The organism is Polaromonas sp. P1_E12 (assembly GCF_056405975.1).
This window is the reverse complement of record NZ_JBFUBB010000005.1, coordinates 362,165-380,010: the sequence shown is the minus strand read 5'-3', so window position 1 is coordinate 380,010 and position 17,846 is coordinate 362,165. Positions and strand designations below refer to the sequence as shown.

The 17,846-nt window shown below is 63.1% G+C and carries 18 protein-coding genes; 9 read left to right on the top strand and 9 right to left on the bottom strand.

Translation table 11 applies throughout. The annotated features are described in order from the left end of the window. Positions 1–226 precede the first annotated feature (226 nt). The 5 genes from paoA to AC1D13_RS16375 all read left to right on the top strand — a co-directional run bounded on the left by paoA (position 227) and on the right by AC1D13_RS16375 (position 5,536). A complete protein-coding gene (gene paoA / locus AC1D13_RS16395) occupies positions 227–877 on the top strand; it encodes an aldehyde dehydrogenase iron-sulfur subunit PaoA (protein WP_477647584.1) in 651 nt (216 codons plus the stop codon). Next, complete coding sequence (locus AC1D13_RS16390) at positions 874–1,830, top strand: FAD binding domain-containing protein (RefSeq protein ID WP_477667386.1); 957 nt, start codon at positions 874–876, stop codon at positions 1,828–1,830. The genes paoA and AC1D13_RS16390 overlap by 4 nt, the downstream gene beginning before the upstream one ends. Then, positions 1,827–4,037 carry an aldehyde oxidoreductase molybdenum-binding subunit PaoC gene (gene paoC / locus AC1D13_RS16385; RefSeq protein ID WP_477689925.1) on the top strand — a complete coding sequence of 737 codons (2,211 nt, stop codon included), beginning with the start codon at positions 1,827–1,829 and terminating at the stop codon, positions 4,035–4,037. The genes AC1D13_RS16390 and paoC overlap by 4 nt, the downstream gene beginning before the upstream one ends. A gap of 273 nt (positions 4,038–4,310) precedes the next feature. After that, on the top strand, positions 4,311–5,141 hold the full coding sequence (locus AC1D13_RS16380; RefSeq protein ID WP_477689924.1) for a hypothetical protein: 831 nt from the start codon (positions 4,311–4,313) through the stop codon (positions 5,139–5,141). Next, positions 5,141–5,536, top strand: coding sequence for a hypothetical protein (locus AC1D13_RS16375; protein WP_477689923.1), 396 nt, complete (start codon positions 5,141–5,143; stop codon positions 5,534–5,536). Before AC1D13_RS16380 ends, AC1D13_RS16375 begins: the two co-directional genes overlap by 1 nt. A 33-nt stretch (positions 5,537–5,569) precedes the next feature. Here AC1D13_RS16375 and AC1D13_RS16370 read toward each other — a convergent pair whose 3' ends face one another. Then, the gene (locus AC1D13_RS16370) at positions 5,570–6,034 is read right to left on the bottom strand and encodes an Lrp/AsnC family transcriptional regulator (protein WP_457282561.1); all 465 of its coding nucleotides are present in this window, start codon (positions 6,032–6,034) and stop codon (positions 5,570–5,572) included. Between the two features lie 228 nt (positions 6,035–6,262). On the opposite strand from AC1D13_RS16370, the gene AC1D13_RS16365 reads away from it, so the two are divergent. Next, complete coding sequence (locus AC1D13_RS16365; protein ID WP_477689922.1) at positions 6,263–7,303, top strand: 1-aminocyclopropane-1-carboxylate deaminase; 1,041 nt, start codon at positions 6,263–6,265, stop codon at positions 7,301–7,303. Between the two features lie 2 nt (positions 7,304–7,305). Then, positions 7,306–7,551, top strand: coding sequence for a hypothetical protein (locus AC1D13_RS16360; protein ID WP_457282559.1), 246 nt, complete (start codon positions 7,306–7,308; stop codon positions 7,549–7,551). A gap of 239 nt (positions 7,552–7,790) precedes the next feature. Here the strand turns inward: AC1D13_RS16360 and AC1D13_RS16355 are convergent, their stop codons facing one another. From AC1D13_RS16355 to AC1D13_RS16345, 3 genes are all read right to left on the bottom strand, one after another. Then, positions 7,791–9,026, bottom strand: a complete 1,236-nt coding sequence (locus tag AC1D13_RS16355; RefSeq protein WP_477689921.1) for an ABC transporter substrate-binding protein — start codon at positions 9,024–9,026, stop codon at positions 7,791–7,793. Between the two features lie 59 nt (positions 9,027–9,085). After that, positions 9,086–11,029: a hypothetical protein gene (locus AC1D13_RS16350; RefSeq protein ID WP_457282557.1), complete on the bottom strand. Its 1,944-nt coding sequence runs from the start codon at positions 11,027–11,029 to the stop codon at positions 9,086–9,088. Positions 11,030–11,377: 348 nt separating this feature from the next. Next, entirely contained in the window at positions 11,378–11,773 is a 396-nt protein-coding gene (locus AC1D13_RS16345) for a YkvA family protein (RefSeq protein WP_457282622.1), read from the bottom strand. 651 nt (positions 11,774–12,424) lie between these two features. Here AC1D13_RS16345 and AC1D13_RS16340 point away from each other — a divergent pair. Both AC1D13_RS16340 and AC1D13_RS16335 read left to right on the top strand, forming a co-directional pair. Further along, positions 12,425–13,426, top strand: coding sequence for a sigma 54-interacting transcriptional regulator (locus tag AC1D13_RS16340; RefSeq protein WP_477689920.1), 1,002 nt, complete (start codon positions 12,425–12,427; stop codon positions 13,424–13,426). A gap of 35 nt (positions 13,427–13,461) precedes the next feature. Next, the gene (locus AC1D13_RS16335) at positions 13,462–14,001 is read left to right on the top strand and encodes an SPOR domain-containing protein (RefSeq protein WP_477689919.1); all 540 of its coding nucleotides are present in this window, start codon (positions 13,462–13,464) and stop codon (positions 13,999–14,001) included. Positions 14,002–14,005: 4 nt separating this feature from the next. Here AC1D13_RS16335 and AC1D13_RS16330 read toward each other — a convergent pair whose 3' ends face one another. The 5 genes from AC1D13_RS16330 to AC1D13_RS16310 form a co-directional block, all read right to left on the bottom strand. Further along, positions 14,006–14,290, bottom strand: a complete 285-nt coding sequence (locus AC1D13_RS16330; protein WP_457282554.1) for a 7(1) septoil knot domain-containing protein — start codon at positions 14,288–14,290, stop codon at positions 14,006–14,008. 60 nt (positions 14,291–14,350) lie between these two features. Beyond that, positions 14,351–15,178 (bottom strand): hypothetical protein, encoded by an 828-nt coding sequence (locus AC1D13_RS16325; protein WP_457282553.1) that lies wholly within the window; start codon positions 15,176–15,178, stop codon positions 14,351–14,353. Between the two features lie 80 nt (positions 15,179–15,258). Beyond that, the gene (locus tag AC1D13_RS16320; protein ID WP_477689918.1) at positions 15,259–16,392 is read right to left on the bottom strand and encodes a hypothetical protein; all 1,134 of its coding nucleotides are present in this window, start codon (positions 16,390–16,392) and stop codon (positions 15,259–15,261) included. Between the two features lie 65 nt (positions 16,393–16,457). Continuing rightward, complete coding sequence (locus AC1D13_RS16315; protein ID WP_457282551.1) at positions 16,458–16,841, bottom strand: hypothetical protein; 384 nt, start codon at positions 16,839–16,841, stop codon at positions 16,458–16,460. A 110-nt stretch (positions 16,842–16,951) separates the two neighbouring features. Continuing rightward, positions 16,952–17,647: a hypothetical protein gene (locus tag AC1D13_RS16310; protein ID WP_477689917.1), complete on the bottom strand. Its 696-nt coding sequence runs from the start codon at positions 17,645–17,647 to the stop codon at positions 16,952–16,954. Positions 17,648–17,846 lie beyond the last annotated feature (199 nt).

Genomic DNA, 17,846 nt, shown 5'->3' with positions numbered 1-17,846 from the left:
GGTTCGCTTGACAACCTGTCGGCAAAGTAAGGCAAAAGAAATAGGAGGAGGCGCCAGGCGTGCTTCCTGACTTCGACGCGGCGGCGGTAGTGATGGCAGTGGTGGTAGTGGCGGCAACTGACTCCCCACCAAGCCTGTTTCCTACAGTGCAATCGGCCCTGCTCCGGGATGCTGGCGGTTTACTTCGCCACTCCCCACTCCATCTTTAAGGACAAAGGCAGAAGCCATGGAAAGCCCCACCGATGCACTCACCATCTCCCGGCGAGGTATCCTGATCGCTAGCGCCGCTTCAGCGGCTGTGACCACTATGCCATCAGACGCCACTGCAGCCCCCTCTTCACCGCTCGCCGCACCCGGCTCCGTCCCTCAGGGGCGCGTGACCATCGAGGTCAACGGCGCGGCCCACACCCTGAACCTGGACACGCGCACCACGCTGCTCGATGCCTTGCGCGAGCACCTGCACCTCACCGGCACAAAAAAGGGCTGCGACCACGGCCAATGCGGCGCCTGCACCGTGCTGCTCGACGGGCAGCGCATCAATTCCTGCCTGACGCTGGCCGTGATGCATGAGGGCAGCAAGGTGACCACCATCGAAGGGCTGGGAACCTTGCAGCGCATGCACCCGTTGCAGACAGCCTTCGTCAAGCATGACGGCTATCAGTGCGGTTACTGCACGCCGGGCCAGATCTGCTCTGCCGTCGGCGCACTCGACGAGCTGCGCCGGGGCGTCCCCAGCCACGTCAGCGCGGACATCACCGCGCGGCCGCTGCTCTCACCCGACGAGCTTCGGGAGCGCATGAGCGGCAACATCTGCCGCTGCGGCGCCTACTCCAACATCGTTGAAGCCATCACTGAAGTGGCGGGGGCGCAGGCATGAAACCCTTCACTTATGAACGCGCCACCTCACCGGCACAAGCCGCAGCGGCGGTGGCCCGCAACCCGACGGCAAAATTCATCGCAGGCGGCACCAACCTGCTGGATTTGATGAAGCTGCAGATCGAAGCGCCTGCGCACCTTGTCGACGTGAACGGCCTGGCGCTCGACAAAATTGAAGCGACACCCGAGGGCGGCCTGCGTGTAGGGGCGATGGTTCGCAACACCGCGCTCGCCTCCGACGAGCGCGTGCGGCGCGACTACGGCGTGCTGTCACGGGCCTTGCTCGCCGGTGCTTCGGGCCAGCTGCGCAACAAGGCGACCACCGCCGGCAACCTGCTGCAGCGCACACGTTGCCCCTACTTTTATGACACCGACCAGCCCTGCAACAAGCGCCAGCCGGGCAGCGGCTGCAGCGCCATCGGGGGCGTGAACCGCCAGCACGGCATCATCGGCACCAGCCAGGCCTGCATCGCCACCCACCCGAGTGATATGGCTGTTGCCATGCGGGTGCTCGACGCATCGGTAGAAACCGTGCGGGCCGACGGCCGTGCGCGCGTCATTCCGATTGCTGACTTTCACCGGCTGCCAGGCGAAACGCCGCACATCGAAACCACGCTGGAGCCCGGCGAACTGATCACCGCTGTGACGCTGCCGCGCCCGGCCGGCGGCGTGCACATCTACCGCAAGGTGCGTGACCGTGCCTCTTACGCCTTCGCGCTTGTTTCCGTGGCTGCCATCGTGCAGCGTGATGGCTCCGGCAAGGTCGCCCTGGGCGGCGTGGCGCACAAGCCCTGGCGCGTTGAAGCCGCAGAGGCCGCCATGCCGCGAGGTGCGCGGGCTCTTGCGGCCGGCGTGCTGGCCGGCGCAACGCCGACACATGACAACGCCTTCAAGTTGCCACTGGCAGAGCGAACCATTGCCGCCGTGCTGGCCCAGGCGAGGAGCGCATCGTGAAATTCGACACCCCTGCCACCACCAACCCCATTGACCAGCTCAAGGTCATCGGCAAGCCCACCGACCGCATAGACGGCCCGCTCAAAACCACCGGCACCGCACCCTACGCCTACGAGCGCCACGACGCCGCACCGGACGCGGCCTACGGCTACGTCGCAGGCGCCAGCATCGCCAAGGGCCGCATCGCGTCGATGGATTTGCGCGCGGCCCGCACCGCGCCGGGCGTGCTGGCCATCATTACCGCAGAGAACGCCGGCAAGCTCACCAAGGGCAGCTTCAACACCGCCAGGCTGCTGGGCGGGCCGGAGATTGACCACTACCACCAGGCCGTGGCGCTGGTGGTGGCCAACACCTTCGAACAGGCTCGCGCCGCCGCGCAACTGGTACGCATCGTCTATGAGAGCACGCCGGGCAAGTTCAACCTGGCAACAGAAAAAGACGGCGCGCCGCTGGCCAAGGCGTCTGATTTTTCGGGAGAACCTGAGACCAAGGTGGGCGATTTCGCGGGCGCCTTTGCCGCGGCGCCTGTGCAGCTGGACGCCACCTACACCACGCCCGACCAGTCCCACGCGATGATGGAGCCGCACGCCACCACCGCCGCGTGGACGGGCGACAAGCTCACGGTATGGACAGCCAACCAGATGATCGACTGGGGCGTGGGCGATCTGGCCAGGACGCTGGGTATCCCCAAAGCCAACGTCAGACTGGTGTCGCCCTTTATCGGCGGGGGTTTCGGCGGCAAGCTTTTCCTGCGCGCCGATGTGTTGCTGGCCGCGCTGGGGGCGCGCGCGGTGCGGCGGCCGGTCAAGGTCGCGCTGCAGCGGCCGCTGATGATGAACAACACCACCCACCGGCCGGCCACCATCCAGCGCATACGCCTGGGGGCGGGGCGCGACGGCAAGCTCACTTCTATCGGTCATGAGGGCTGGTCAGGCGACCTGCCCGGCGGCGGGCCCGAGACCGCGGTGAACCAGACGCGCCTGCTCTACGCCGGCGCCAACCGGATGACCGCCACACGGCTGGCCGTGCTGGACCTGCCCGAGGGCAATGCGATGCGTGCACCGGGCGAGGCGCCCGGCTTGATGGCGCTCGAGATCGCGATGGATGAAATGGCGGAAAAGCTGGGCTTGGACCCGGTGGAGTTCCGCGTCCTCAACGACACGCAGGTAGACCCTGAAAAGCCCGAGCGCGCTTACTCCCAGCGCCAGCTGATTCAATGCCTGAGAACCGGCGCGCAGACCTTCGGCTGGAACCGGCGCGTAGCCAAACCGGGCCAGCTGCGTGAAGGGCGCTGGCTGGTGGGCCTGGGTGTCGCCTCGGCTTTTCGCAACAACCTGACGATGCCGTCTGGTGCGCGCGTGCGGCTGGACAACACCGGCCTCGTCACGGTTGAAACGGACATGACGGATATCGGCACCGGCACCTACACCGTCATTGCGCAGACCGCCGCTGAAGTCATGGGCGTGCCGCTGCAAAAGGTGTTTGTGCGGCTGGGCGACTCCGCCTTTCCCGTGTCGGCCGGCTCCGGCGGGCAATGGGGCGCCAACAGCTCCACGTCGGGCGTGTACGCCGCCTGCATGAAGCTGCGCGAAGCCGTCGCCCAAAAACTGGGAATGACCCAGGGCGACATCACGTTTGCCGACGGCATGGTCAGCGCGGGTGGCCGCTCTGTGCCGCTGGCTGAAGCTGCCGGCGCCCAGGGCCTCGTCGCCGAAGACACCATCGAGTTCGGCGACCTGGGAAAAAAATTCCAGCAGTCGACCTTCGGCGCGCACTTTGTGGAAGTGGGCGTCGACATCTACACCGGCGAAATTCGTGTGCGGCGCATGCTGGCCGTCTGCGCCGCGGGCCGCATCCTCAACCCCAAGAGCGCGCGCAGCCAGGTGATAGGCGCGATGACCATGGGAGTTGGCGCGGCGCTGATGGAAGAACTCGCTGTCGACAAGCGTCACGGGTTTTTCGTGAACCACGACCTGGCGGGCTACGAGGTGCCGGTGCATGCCGACATTCCGCACCAGGACGTGATCTTCCTGGAAGAGACCGACCCAACCTCATCGCCCATGAAAGCCAAGGGCGTGGGTGAACTCGGCATCTGCGGCGTCGGCGCGGCAGTGGCCAATGCGGTCTACAACGCCACCGGCGCGCGGGTGCGCCACTACCCGATCACACTGGACAAAGTGCTGGACAGCCTGCCGGCGCTGGTGTGAGCGCCGGCGCGCCTCATCACGCCGGCGGCGGGTGTGGAAAACACCTTAAAAATGCCTGTTTCAGGCATAAAAAGTGCCTGGAACCTAATCAGGACGGGCGCAAGTAGCTCCTGATTTAATAGCGCCCCTGCTCAACCCTGAACCCCCTTGCGGAGGCCCGCCGGCGAGCGGAACGGCGGCCCGCCGCACCGCTGGAACAAGTCCTACACAGCAGCGTGTTCGCGCGCACTAGGATTGGTTTTACCTGTGAATCCGTTCCGTACTGACGGTGCCATGTCAACCCGCCCTTTTCGCCTCGCCACACGGCTGATCCTGGCGTCAGCCCTGGCTGCTGCCTGCCTGGGCACCGTTGCGCAGGACAAACCCGCAGGCACACTGCCGCAAGTCACCATCGCCGCCAAGGCAAACCGCGACCCCGTCGAAAAGTCCTACCGCAAGATGGTCCGCGGCATGGATCTTTTCGAGAAGCAGCGTGCTGCCATGGCGCCCAATGCGTCGCTGCGCTTCAAGCTGTTGCCGCGCAAGCGCGAAACGGAGATGGACCGCATCGAGATGGAGGTCATCGGGACGACGGTGGCGTTTGGCGTGGCGGTGGCGCCGGACCATACCTTTACGCTGGAGCGTGACCCCAAGGCGTTTGACGAGAACGCGCAAGTGATTCCGAACCGGAAGGCGCAGACCATGACGTGGCGCACGGAGATACGCACACCGGGCCTGCCGCCCAACACGCGGCGGCTGGGAGACTTGCGGCTGGAGTGCCGGGTGGGCATGGAGGCGGGCCTGGTGTCGAACACCACCAATGTGATCGGCCGGCTGGCTCGGGTGATTCTGGATACGCCGGCCTATTGCGACAGGAAGGCGCCGCTTTATCTTTTCTTTGCAGACCGGCCTTTGTTCAGCGTGGCCATGGTGAACGGCCCGCGGCGGGAGATTCTTTCCGTCGACAAGCTGTATGCCGCCGCCAGCGACGACCCCAACCTGAACAGCGACCTGCCGTATTGCGACTGCGAGGTGCTGGTGGACCGCACTTACGTGCTGCCGCTGGGTGACCGGAGCTGGCCGGACGACACGCTGGTGGAGTTTGAGTACATGGACGGGCCGTGATGAAAACCTTGCCCCGTCAAACGCTGCGGCATGCCGGTGCGATGCTGCTTGCCTGCCTGTGGCTGGCCGGCTGCGCGGGCCCGGGGGGATTGTTCGGCTCGCAAGAGGCGCCGCCGCCTTTTCGCGACCCGGCCATGACGATGGAAAGCGCGCAGGGCGCCATCGTGGCCGGGCAGTCCACCAAGGCCGACGTGGCGGCAACGCTGGGCGACGCCGCCGCGTCGGTGAAGTTCGACAGCGGATTCGAGGTGTGGGTCTACCGGAAAAAGACTTCGCAACCCACAGCGGCCAACCCGGAGCTGGTGATTCTGTTCACGCCTGCCGGCATCGTCAAAAAGACGCGGATCCGCCCGGCGTATTCGGCTGACCCGGCTTACGAAGAGCGCAAGGAGTGACTGCGCAATTGATTCCGGGCCCAGCCCGCCACCTCAGACCGGAATGACGGTCGTCTCAAACACTTCCTTGAGGCACACAAAGGTGCGCACCTGCCGCACGCCGGGCAGGGCCACGAGCTGGGCGGTGTGCATCTCGTTGAACGAGTCGATGCTTTTGATGCGCAGCTTCACAAAATAATCAAACTCACCGGTCACCAGTTGCACCTCGAGGCAGCCCGTCAAACCGGCGGCGGCTTTTTCAAACGCGGCGAATGAGTCGGTGGTGGAGCGGTCGAGCACGACACCGATGATGACCAGGCCGTTGTAGCCCAGCGCACGCGGGTTGACCAGCACCACGGTCTTGCGGATCAGCCCCAGCTCCTTGAGCCTGGCCACCCGCCTGGAGCAGGCCGGTGCGCTGAGGTTGGTTTTTTCGGCCAGCTGCATGTTGGGCAATGAGGCGTCCTGCTGCAGCAGCTTCAGGAGCTTGCGGTCTACCCGGTCGAGTTCTTTTTCCATTGGGGAATTGTACAAATCTTGCATTAAATGGCAATTCAACAAAATAAATTGTGCATTTATCCAATTCAAAGATTTTTGGGTCGCTTTATTCGCTGAAGTATGCAATTCATTCCACAGACCCGGCGATACGATTTGACCCAGGACTGCACCCAACCCTTCACCCACATGCCCTCCTTCTTTGCGGCCATTTCAGTCTACGCACCAGGGCTTCAACCGAGAAAAACTTCCATGCCTACCCCACTTCAATATCCGCTCCAGCTCCAGAAATTTGCAAAACACACGCTGACCTTCGGGCCCAGCCCGATACAGCCGCTCAAGCGCCTGAGCGCCCACCTGGGCGGCAAGGTCGAGCTGTTTGCCAAGCGCGAAGACTGCAACAGCGGCTTGGCGTTCGGCGGCAACAAGACGCGCAAGATGGAATACCTGATCCCCGAGGCGCTGGCGCAGGGCTGCGACACGCTGGTGTCGATCGGCGGCATCCAGTCCAACCAGACGCGCCAGGTCGCGGCGGTGGCGGCGCACCTGGGCATGAAGTGCGTGCTGGTGCAGGAGAACTGGGTCAACTACTCCGACGCGGTGTATGACCGCGTGGGCAATATCGAGATGTCGCGCATCATGGGCGCCGACGTGCGCCTGGACGCGGCCGGTTTTGACATCGGCATCCGCCCGAGCTGGGAGCAGGCGATGGAAGACGTGCGCAAAAAGGGCGGCAAGCCCTTCCCGATTCCGGCGGGCTGTTCAGAGCACCCGTACGGCGGCCTGGGTTTTGTCGGCTTTGCCGAAGAAGTGCGCGCGCAAGAGGCCGAGCTGGGTTTCAGGTTTGACTACATCGTGGTGTGCTCCGTCACCGGCAGCACGCAGGCCGGCATGGTGGTCGGCTTTGCGGCAGACGGCCGCGCCGACCGGGTGATCGGCATCGATGCGTCGGCCAAGCCCGCCCAGACCCACGCGCAGATTGTGCGCATCGCACAGAACACCGCCAAGCTGGTAGAGCTGGGCCGCCCCATCACCGAAAAAGACGTTGTGCTCGACACCCGCTACGGCGGCCCCGAATACGGCCTGCCGTCCGAAGGCACGCTGGAGGCGATACGCCTGTGCGCCCGCCAGGAGGGCATGCTGACCGACCCGGTGTACGAAGGCAAGTCGATGCAGGGCATGATCGACATGGTCCGGCGCGGCGAGTTTCCGGCCGGCTCACGCGTGCTGTACGCGCACCTGGGTGGCGTGCCGGCGCTCAATGCCTACAGCTTCCTTTTCCGCAACGGTTGAACATGGAACGGCCTGCAGCACTGACCGTGGCGCTGGCAACCCGGCTGATGGAAGCCTTGTGCGCAGCGCCGCCTGACGCTAAGGCACCCGAGAGCGCCGGCATGCCCCTGCTGCGCGCGGCACTGAATGACCCGGCCATGCACACCGTGGTGCTGGCCATCAGCAAAAACGGACCGGCGGCCAGCCTGGTGCAGGTAATACGGCAGCCGGACACGCTGCATCAATGGGTGGAGCTGGCCTGCATCTGAACGCGACGTCAGCATTTTGCTATCAATTAAATAGCTGCTCGCGCATGACTCTATTGGGTTGCAGGCCTTTTTTACGCATCAAAAGCGGGCTCCAGGGCCTTTTTCCGCGGTCCAGCGCCTGCCTCCACACGCTAAAACCGCTTGAAAAAGGCCATTTTCAAGCATGAAAAGTGGTTGTATCCCAATAGGATCATGCGCAAGCAGCTATGGTTTTAATAGCATTCGTCGGCTAACGACCTCTAGATCCGGTCCTTCCAGCGCTGCATTTCCCATGAAGGCAGGCCCCGGAGGTCGCCGACCTTCGCGCTCTGGAATTCCCCGATGGCGGGTTTGGCACCCATCCGCTCGTAGGCCTGTTTGGCGAGCGGCGCGGTTTGCACGAACACACTTTTCACCTGCGCCCAGCTCAGGGGTTGCGGGATGATTTTTGCGCCTGCAATCATTTTGGACGTGGCGAACAAAGCCAGCGCGTCACCTTCGGTGGACCAGGACCAGCCGCGGCGGAACACGACTTCGTCGCGAACCACCCTGGCGCCATCTGCCGGCGACAGGCCCCAATACGACTTGACCAGCTGCGACACGGCCTCCGGGTCGGCTTCGCTGAGCGCGCTCACGGCCTCCTGCTGCGCCAGCAGAAAGGCCAGCACGAGGTTGGGGTGTTTTTCCACGATGTTGTTATGCACGATGCGGAAGGACCGGTGCAGGTAATAGCCGTCCGGATAGAAAGGCGAATTCTTCACCGAGGGCAGCAGGATGCCGGCGCCCTTGCCGGCTGGCCCGTCGTAATGCCCTTCGGTGTAGCCGTAGGAGTTCATCACAGCCACCGTGCCCGTGGACTGCGCTTTCAGGAAGGCCGGGTACACGGCCAATGTGGCGTCCACGCCGCTGGGCACCTGCGCCGCTTCGGGCAGGGTGGGCAGGTGCACCATGCGGATGCCGTGCGCGGCCGGGTCGGGGTTGCCCAGCTCATAGCGCAGGATTTGCGTGAATGCGTTGTACGGGTCTGCGCCCACCAGCGTGCCGACCGTCTTGCCCTTGAGGTCCTGCACGTTGCGGATGGGCGAGTCCTTGCGCGTGCACAGCAAAAAGCGCAGCCGCCCTTCCGCCACCGACACCAGGCTGAACGGAAGCTTCGCGACAATGGCGCGCAGCGTCGGCGTGTTGCCCCACATGGCCATGTCGAGCTGGCCGGCGGCCAGAGCCTCGACCTGCGGGGCCGCAGCGGGGTAGGCGCGGTAATCCATCGTGAGGTCGTAGCCGAACCCTGCGGCGTGTTTTTCGACCAGCTTTTTGTTGATCATGTGCTGCGTGATCGGCGAGTTGCCCGCTGCCCATGGAACCCAGCCATAGGACATGGTGAACGGCTTGCCGGCCTGCGCGCGGGCAAGCTGCGCAACGCCCACCGTCGCTGCGCCGGCCAGGCCGGCGCCCTGGCGCAGCCAGTGCCTGCGCGTCAACATTGATCTGCCGGCCATAAAGACCTCTCTTTCACGTGAAGAACAGCCACGCGGACCCGACGGCGCAAACCTGCAGCTCACACGGCCGGCAGGCTCACGCCCTCGTGTTTCGCATGGTGTTCGTGGTCTATTCTTTCCACGAGCTCATACACCTCGCAGGGCTCATCCTTCGGGCCCAGCGGCACTGTGGCCACCAGCCTGAAACGGAAAAACCGCGCGGCCGCAAGCGCCACCGCACGGCTGGCGGCGATGTTCACGCCCAGCGCATTGGCCTGCCGCGCCAGCGCCCGGGCCCGGTCCAGCGGTGCGCCCACTGCGGTGAAGGTCAGGTGATCCCAGGTGCCAAAGTTGCCGACTGTGGCATTGCCGAAATCCAGGCCGAAGCGCGGTGGTTTTACCGGCACGTCCAGGCCTTCGGCCAGCGTCTTCATGGAGTCCACCGCGCGCAGGGCCGCCTCGCAGGCGTAGCCCGCCGGGTTGGACACATTGAGCGGCGTGTTCCACAGTGCGACGGCGGTGCAGCTTTCGTAGCGGTCCATCATGCCCTTGCCCTGCGCCACTTCCACCGCCAGGATCTGCAGGTAGTGGTCGGCATGCGGCGACCAGGTCATGGCCGTGGCGTGCTCCTCGTCCAGCGCGGCGCACAGCACGGCCAGCTCGCGTTGCTCGACGCCGGCCTGCGGCGTCAGGCGGTTGGCAATGAAATGCTGCACCAGTGGCCGCGGCACGTAGCGCGAAAAGCCCTGCAACGCGATGCGTGCCAGCGCCAGCGATTCCTGCAGCCGGCGCACCTCGGCGATGTCGCTGTCCTGGGGAATGTCGCTGTCGAATTCAAATTGCCGGATGTGCCTGGCCGAGCGCACCAGGTTTTTCAGGGGCCTGGCCAGCCGGTTGGCCATCCAGAACAGCATGGGCATCAGCAGCACCAGCCCGGCCACGCCCACCCCCAGCAACATCCAGCGCATACGCCGCACCTGCGCCAGTAGCAGGTTCTGGTCAGACACCAGGGCCACATAGGCCTTGCGGCTGAACACGCCCTCCATGGGCATCACCACTGCGGCAAAACGCTGGCCGTCTGCGCCTTCAACCGAATGAATCGGCGTATCTTTCAGAGAGGCCTGCGTCATCAGCGGCGGCAACGCGGCATACAGGGGGTCATCCAGCGCGGCGAGGCTCACGGGCCGGCCGGACGCCAGCAAACGGCGCAGACGGTCCGCATCGGACCAGCCCCAGACGCGGCCCTGCTCATCAAAGAGGATCAGCTCGGCATGGCTTTCCTGGCTGCGCGCACGCAGAAAATCCGAGAGGCCCGCGACCGTGAACGTTACCGCCGCGACGCCACCCTTCGGCCCGCTGAGCGGCCGTGACAACGCCATGCCGAACTCCGCCGGAAGCTGCAGCATGAAAGGGTCGGTGGCCTGGAAGGTGCCCAGGTTCAACTCGCTCACCCCCTCGTACCAGGGCCGGCTGCGGGGGTCATAGCGGTTGCCCCAGGGACGCCGCTCGCTGGCAATGGCGGTCATCTGCTGGTCGTAAAAAACCCATTCCTCCACCCGCTTTTCGTGTTCGTCGACCCGGATGATCTGCTCCGCATAGCGGGCTTCCGGCAATGATTTGGCCCAGGCCCGGTCGCGCTCGGTGCGCAGCACCATGCTTTGCAGGTAACTGCCGTCCGGGTAACCGAACACCAGCGAGGCGATCTGGGGATAGCGGTTTTGCATCGACATCTGCATGCGCTGCACTGAAATGTCGTTCTCGCCTTCGAGGCCGGCGTGCGGGTCATTGGTGGTGGCTTCCAGCCAGGCGCGGGCCGGCTCCTGAAAGCGCAGCAGCTGCTCCTGCGTGCGGCGGCCCAGTTGCTCCAGCTCGCGCTGCGCGCCGTCCAGCACGATGCGGCTTGCCGCCAGCTCGGCCAGTACCATGAGCGCCACAACAAGCACCGTACCCAGCGCGGCATAGGTCCAGAACAGGTGGGAGCGAATCGACCTGGCGTGAAAAGTCAGCGACTTCAACTTTTTCAAGCGTGTCCCCCTGCTGTGCTTGTTTGATCGCAAGATACGCCGCAGTAATACCTTTGACAAGGCGGTTGCTACTGCCCCGCGAGGGATCTTTTCGTCTTCCACATTTTGTGACGTTTGTCAGGATTTTCAGTGTGACGACTGACAGAGGGAGCGTCATCAGAAATGCAAATTTTTGGGCGCCCGTATGGATACAGATGGTGACATCGGCGCGGCCTGTTTGCGACATGTACTGCTGGAGTACACACCCCGGGCTATAACGGAAGCGCTACATGCGAGCGGCCGCCTTGCCGATTTGCTTTGTATTGCACTGGATCAAGGGACCTGCGATTGAGCGGAACGGTGCGGGAGCTATAACCTCGGCTGGACAAGCCAGATCCACAAAGCCGCGGCGAATCCGATCCAGATCAGCACGATCACGAACGCGGCAATCCGGCTGCCCGGCTTCGCACCCTGCTCCTTCACCCAATCATCAGCCCGGTTGCGGCAATCGGCGAGCACCTCTGGAGGCAGGAGCCTGATGGTCAACCAGATCAGCCCCGGGAGCAGCAAGGCATCGTCCAGATACCCGAGCACCGGGATGAAGTCCGGAATGAGATCAATGGGACTCAGCGCATAGGCCACGACGAAGAGCCCAAGCGCCTTCGCATACCAGGGCGTTGCCGGGTGCTTGCCGGCGAACCAGAGCGTCAATCCATCGCGCTTGATCCGCCTGGCCCAATTGTCGAGTTTGCCGCGCACTGTCATGCGCACAAGCATGCCACAGCGATTGGAATGATCACATCGATTGCAACGATTCCGTCGGTTTGCAGACTGTCGTTTACCAGGGCCCGTCGAGGATCCGGGGAAAAGTATTGAGTTTTGCGAGCCGATCCGTGTATGCCCTACCTGTCAGTTCTGACAGGGGGATGAGGGTTGTGATCGGAGCGATTTGAAAGGTCACAGGCTTTGGGCATTTCCAAAAAACCCGATGCTCATTCGCGAGTTTGTAAGGCGTAATAGGTATCGACGATCAGACAAGAGCAGTCATCGCCACACAAGGTTTGTCAGAACTGGTCAGCACTGGAAAACGCCAGCCGTATTGGCGAAAGGCTGTCCGGTTGACCGTGAAAAGAGGCAAAAAATTCCTGGGGGAATCACCGCACCTCGAATGCAATTCACACATTCTGCTTACAGAAGTTTGAAGCTGAAATTCAGTGAATAGTTGCGTCAGCCTTCAGTGCAGTTCAGTAGCCAGGTCAATCACGAATTTTCGGTACTAATTGCTCCTGCAATTGGAGGATGTGAGGGGTTGGCAATTCTCTTATGTTTGCGCTTCCAGGCACTCGGTTTCTTCTTGCTTCCTCGCGAAAGCAGGCAGAAGCCCCTGAAGTAGCCGCAATAAAACGGGGGATGTTGATGAGTGCAAGATTCGGCTTCCAGTTGCTGGGATCTTCGGAATCCCTGGCGAAAGTGCGTACGCAGATCGAGCGTGTCGCCAGAGTTGATGCGGCGGTTCTCGTCGAGGGTGAGACAGGCACCGGAAAGGAAATGGTGGCACGGGCCATTCACTACGGCAGCAAGAGGGCCGACCGCGCTTTTGTTCCGGTCAATTGCGGCGCGCTGGCCGAAACCCTGGTTGAAAGTGAGCTCTTCGGTCACGAGCGTGGGGCTTTCACTGACGCAAAAGTTGCCTCGCTCGGGCTTGTCAGCGAAGCCGGTGGCGGCACACTTTTCCTTGACGAGGTCGACGCGCTCAGCCTCAAGGCCCAAGCCGCACTGCTGCGCTTTCTGCAAGACGGCAGTTACCGCCGCGTCGGCGGGAGTTCGACCAAACAGTCTGACGTTCGTATCGTCGTGGCCAGCAACGCCAACCTCAACGAGCTTGCCGAAGCACGCCGTTTTCGCAAGGACTTGCTGTATCGCATCAACGTGTTATCGGTCTATCTGCCAACGCTTTGCGAGCGTGGCGACGACGGGATCGAACTTGCCAGGATTTTCCTGACGCGGCTCGGCCACCATCACGGAAGGCCCCAGGTTCGCCTGACGCCGGCATCGATCGCATTCATCCAGAGCTACACGTGGCCCGGTAATGTGCGTGAACTCGAAAATGTTGTCCAGCGGGCTTTCTTGCTCAGCGACAGCAACGAAGTCGATATCAGCCAGGCAATGTCACAGCCCCGCGGCGAGCGTTCCGCTGCCGCCGAACCGGAGGTCTTTCGCACAGCCAAGCAGCAGGCCGTCAAGGAGTTCGAGCGGCTGTATGTGAGCCGCTTGCTGATGCAAACCAACGGCAACCTGACTCAGGCGGCACTGATCGCGGGACAGGATCGCAGCGCTTTCGGACGGCTGGTGCGCAAACACAGTCTGAGCCCCAGCCGGGTCCAGGCCACCACCGCTACCCGCGCCGGTGAAGCCTGAGTCCGAGCGTGCTTGCGAAGTACGGACTTGTCCTGTTGACCCTGGTATTCGGCATGGTGGCCTTCGCCGCCGGGTTGCTCGCGCCTTCCTCATTCAAGGAAGGTGCGGCAAAAATAGTGCAACAAATCGGAGCGAAAATCCAGGGCCGTGCCGATCCCGGCATACCGGCGGCTTCCGCACCCGCCGCGACATCTGGCAGCACACCGGCGGCTGCTGCCGCTTCTGCAGCCGCTGCGGCCCCAGCAAGCGCGCCGGCCGTCGCGGCGTCATCACCCCTGCCTGCGGCCAGCCTGATATTGCCGACAGTGGCCACGGCCTCTCCAAGCTTCGCGCTGCAGGCCGCACAGTTTTCGACGGCGCAGCCCGCCAGCCAGCTGGCTTCGTCAATACAGGCACAAGGTGTCACCAGCACGGTCGTGCTGATGGGCGAGCCCGAGGGCGGTTCATGGTCAGTGGTCACCGTCGGGCGTTTTGGCAGCGCGGACGAGGCACTGTCCCAGCGCAACTACCTCTCGCTCAAGCTCGGGCTGCCACCCAATATGGGCACCATCTCACTGCCGCCCCCACCCAAATAACAACTCAGCGCAGCAAGTGCGCTACCGGGTGCCGCTGCAGTTTGTTGACCCAACCAGCCTGGCCGTAGGTGTCGACATAGCAGACCACGAGCTGTGCCATGCCGAGCGAGCAAAAGTAGACGTACAGGTTCGCATCCTGCTTGGGGGCCATGTACCAAAGCCACGGGCGGGTGGCCAGGCCCCAGCTGCTGACCCGGTGCACGAGCAGGTCGGCCTGGCCGAGGTCACTGACGAGCGCGACACGGATGTTGGCGTCACCCATCGTGGGGGATTCATAGATGCGCGGCATGTATTTCTTTGTGGTCGGGGTTTTCCTGCCGCCGCCGGCGAGCGGTCTGCCGGATCGGGGTCATTTGTTTTTCAGACCGCCGGCGACTTCGGCACGGCACTTCACACAATACTCCATCGCGTGACCCGCACTGACCTCGCTGGTGGCGTGGTGGTGCACATTGGTCAGCGCGCCGTGCTGCTGGACGTCGTTCCAGGCCAGGAACGACGACTCCTTCGCCGCGTACTCGTGCCAGCTGTCCATGCCGGTCATGCTTTTGGCAAGGCCGTCGAGCGTAGCCTGGCGTTGCTGCATGAGCGTGCCGTGTTCCGCAATGCGGGTTGCCTCGGCCGCCTGGTACTTGCTCATGAGCAGGTTCTTGCGCGCATTTTTGGTGTTGGCGCCGAAGGTCGGTGCAGCTGCCGGCACATAAGCCGGTACGGCTGGTACCAGCCCGGCCGTGAACGCGTCGAGGTGTGCCGCCGCATGAGTGTTGCCGCGCTGGTTCAGCTCCTGGTGTGCGGCGATGAGGCTGTGCCCTTCGGCGCAGGAAAGCCCGCGTTTGTCCTCAGCCGGAGTCTGCTGGACATGCCGGTCCATGAGTTTTTGTGCAAGCGGATGGGCCGCGTGGTTGGCCTTCATATAGGCCACGCGGGTCTGGTATTTCGGTACGCCGGCGCCTCCATGCGGGACCGGTGTTTTGGCCCAGGCGGTGTTTTTTCCAGTCACAGACAGCGAAGCATCACCGCCCGTCAGGCGCCCTCCGCCAGGCGCTGTGACCGTCATCGTCGCATGCACGAGGTCTCGCGGCGGAGCAGCGGTGGAAGGCGATGCCGTACGCGTCGTCTTCGGGCCTGACTGCGCTGTGACCGGCTTGGACAGCGCTGGCGTTTGTCGTTTGGATGCCATGGTTTACTCCTTTGAAAGCCTGGGGATGGCCGGTGCCAGAACGCTGAAACAGCATTGACGACCCGGCGAATGCGCGTATTTCATGACCGATCCACGCGGAACGGCTCTGATACGTATTGAGTGATGTCGCGCGCGCTCCCGCTGGCGGGGGGAGCTTTGGAGGCTTTCCCGCCAATCTGTGAACCGTCATAGCCGCCGCCGGCAACCGCATTTCCGGCTTCCAGCGCGGTACTCCTGCGCGGCGAGCTGGGCTGAGCAGGATCAAGCGTGCGCGTCCCGCCGACGCTGATTGCCAGCGCCTGGAGGTGTCGCCGCACGACGGCTTTTTCTGCCGGTTTGAGCGCACCGTGGACCTGGGCGAGGCGCTCCTTGGCCTGGTTACGATCATCTTCCCAGGTTCCAAGCGCGCGCTTATCCTTGAGTTTTTCTGCTCCCTCTGCCCGGCTGGCCAGCGCGCCGGGAGCCATTGTCAAAACCGTGGCGGCCGCGGCAGTCACCGCCATGGCGGCGGGCGTCATCTCCGTGTCCTGCAACGCGGCCATTGAGGCCGCCCGCAACATATCATGCGCGGCAGCCTGACCGGTGCTGCGGACCCCGGAACCGCTGTGCCCGGCAACGGAACCGCCCGGTCCACTCAAAATAGTACGAGCGGTATCTGTTCTCGCACCGTCACCCGCCTCCATCATTGGTCTTATATTGCTTTCCGGGAAAGTAGCGTGAGAAAAAGCTTTCCAGGAGGCTTCTTCCATGGCCGGCATGGCTGACATGCCCTTGGCATGTTTCACCCTCTTTTGCAACTTGGGAGTCATGTCAGTCACGACGAACGCCTCGTGATAGCCGCTGCTGATCCCGTGGCTCGTCGGGTTGGAAGCGTAACGGAAGGCTCCTTTGGGAAACGCCTTCGATCCGACGACCATATCTACTACCTGGGGCCGAAACCCGTCCTTGGCCTGCATTGGTGTCAGCGTGCGATCTTGCGAGGCCTTATAGGCCATAACATTGCCAAGCCATTGGTCGGTGCCCTGACGCCAGCTCTTTTTAGTGGGCATACCCATGAGCGCCAGGTCGCCAAGCTTGCGGGGTTTTGCCTTGCCGACCCTCTGGATCGCCGCCAGTTTCGCCACCTTTGCAGCCTTTGCCTTTTGGGGGGAAGGCGGGCCCGGCAGATCGGGCAAGGTCTTTCTGGACTTCGTCAGTTTGGTCGGCTTAGGCATCAGGCACTCCCGCGGTCAGGGCAGCGGACCTGACACCGCAGGCCCAGCAGTCGAGCTGCCGGCGATCAAAAAGGCTTGAAGCCCGTGTAATGGCCCTTCTTCCTGAGATCAAACTTCATAAACGACGGGCCCCCAATCTGCTGGCTGCCCGTGATCTTGCCCTGGCTCACTGTCGTGTGATGAACCTGATCGGTGTACTCGTGGAGCACATCGTTCTCGATGAAGGACTTATGAAGCGAATCTTTGGTTGAAACACCCGATGTATTGGCCGGAATTTTGTTGCCTGCTGCCAGCCGCCTCTGCGTCAGCTGCAAGGCATTCATCACCCCGCCGGGCCCTCCCACCGGAGTCATATGCTTGGTCAACGCGTTGACCATTGCCCTGATCTTGTCGCAACCCGTCAGACCCACGAAGCCCAAACCCTCTTTAAGCAATCTTTGTTTTGCCATGTTGCACTCCTTAAAAAATTTAAACCATTCGCTGATGACTGACCGAGACCCAAAGCCCGCTTACACCCATCCTCATGAGGCTCATGACACTTCAGGCGGATACGCTGCCATCAGGATTTTTTTGGCCCCTTACCTTCAGCTTTAGTGCTCATTTTTTTGTACATGTCGGCAAGTGCCGCGCGCCGCTCGGTGACAACGCCCACAAGATGGCTTTCATGCGTCGAATCGATATGACCGGTGTTCTTGAGACGCTTTAGCATGTCGAGCTGTCTGTCCATGCCCCACTCCGCGTCCCGTCTCGGCACCACGCCCTTCTGCGATGGCTTGTCGAAGGGCCGCGGATCATGGAGTGTCGGTTTTCCGAAGAGAGTCGATTCCGTCGTCGTCGCACCGAGCTCGGCTTGGATCGCTGCCGCATAGTGATCCTGCGTTGTTTGCATCCTGCCCGCGAACGGCACCATTCCGTGGTGCGCTTGCAGCAGATATGCGCGAAAGTGCTGGGCAGCTTTGCTACTGCCGGTGGTGAGCTTGCGGCGGTGCTGGGTTTCATTCATCGCCGCTGCAGGCAGCCGCTTGCTCAGTGCCGCCCCACCACCGCTCTTTCTCGAACTGCCCACAGGCTGATGCAGTGAATCTGGAGTCATGTGGTCGACCTCGACCGATGCGCCAGACGGTGTTCTTTTATAGGTTGATTGTTGCGCGTGGGTTCCGAGCACCTGCTTGACACGTTTGACCGGCGGAAACTGGCCGGGCACCGGGCCTAGCTGCTTCTTGGCGGCAAGGTCGGCGGGTTGGCGTCGGGACATCGCAGCCGGTGCTGCGGCGGCCCCGCCGCCAGACGCACTGGCCGCTGCGTTGCGCGCCAACTTCGCGGCGCGGAGCGCCATCGCAGACAGGCTGGACGCTGTTGCAGCCATTTTTCCCGCACCCGCTGCAGCAGGCGGAGCCGCACGCGCGATGGTGAGGCCTGCGCGCCTCGCGGTAGTTGGTGCTGCGCGAGCTAGC

Coding starts and splice junctions, on each gene's coding strand:
- AC1D13_RS16360 (WP_457282559.1), top strand. CDS start 7,306: ATGGAACGGCCTGCAGCACTGACCGTGGCGCTGGCAACCCGGCTGATG.
- AC1D13_RS16375 (WP_477689923.1), top strand. CDS start 5,141: ATGAAAACCTTGCCCCGTCAAACGCTGCGGCATGCCGGTGCGATGCTG.
- paoA (WP_477647584.1), top strand. CDS start 227: ATGGAAAGCCCCACCGATGCACTCACCATCTCCCGGCGAGGTATCCTG.
- AC1D13_RS16355 (WP_477689921.1), bottom strand. CDS start 9,026: ATGGCCGGCAGATCAATGTTGACGCGCAGGCACTGGCTGCGCCAGGGC.
- AC1D13_RS16365 (WP_477689922.1), top strand. CDS start 6,263: ATGCCTACCCCACTTCAATATCCGCTCCAGCTCCAGAAATTTGCAAAA.
- AC1D13_RS16390 (WP_477667386.1), top strand. CDS start 874: ATGAAACCCTTCACTTATGAACGCGCCACCTCACCGGCACAAGCCGCA.
- AC1D13_RS16315 (WP_457282551.1), bottom strand. CDS start 16,841: ATGGCAAAACAAAGATTGCTTAAAGAGGGTTTGGGCTTCGTGGGTCTG.
- AC1D13_RS16345 (WP_457282622.1), bottom strand. CDS start 11,773: ATGACAGTGCGCGGCAAACTCGACAATTGGGCCAGGCGGATCAAGCGC.
- AC1D13_RS16320 (WP_477689918.1), bottom strand. CDS start 16,392: ATGCCTAAGCCGACCAAACTGACGAAGTCCAGAAAGACCTTGCCCGAT.
- AC1D13_RS16325 (WP_457282553.1), bottom strand. CDS start 15,178: ATGGCATCCAAACGACAAACGCCAGCGCTGTCCAAGCCGGTCACAGCG.
- AC1D13_RS16380 (WP_477689924.1), top strand. CDS start 4,311: ATGTCAACCCGCCCTTTTCGCCTCGCCACACGGCTGATCCTGGCGTCA.
- AC1D13_RS16340 (WP_477689920.1), top strand. CDS start 12,425: ATGAGTGCAAGATTCGGCTTCCAGTTGCTGGGATCTTCGGAATCCCTG.
- AC1D13_RS16330 (WP_457282554.1), bottom strand. CDS start 14,290: ATGCCGCGCATCTATGAATCCCCCACGATGGGTGACGCCAACATCCGT.
- AC1D13_RS16310 (WP_477689917.1), bottom strand. CDS start 17,647: ATGTCCCGACGCCAACCCGCCGACCTTGCCGCCAAGAAGCAGCTAGGC.
- AC1D13_RS16370 (WP_457282561.1), bottom strand. CDS start 6,034: ATGGAAAAAGAACTCGACCGGGTAGACCGCAAGCTCCTGAAGCTGCTG.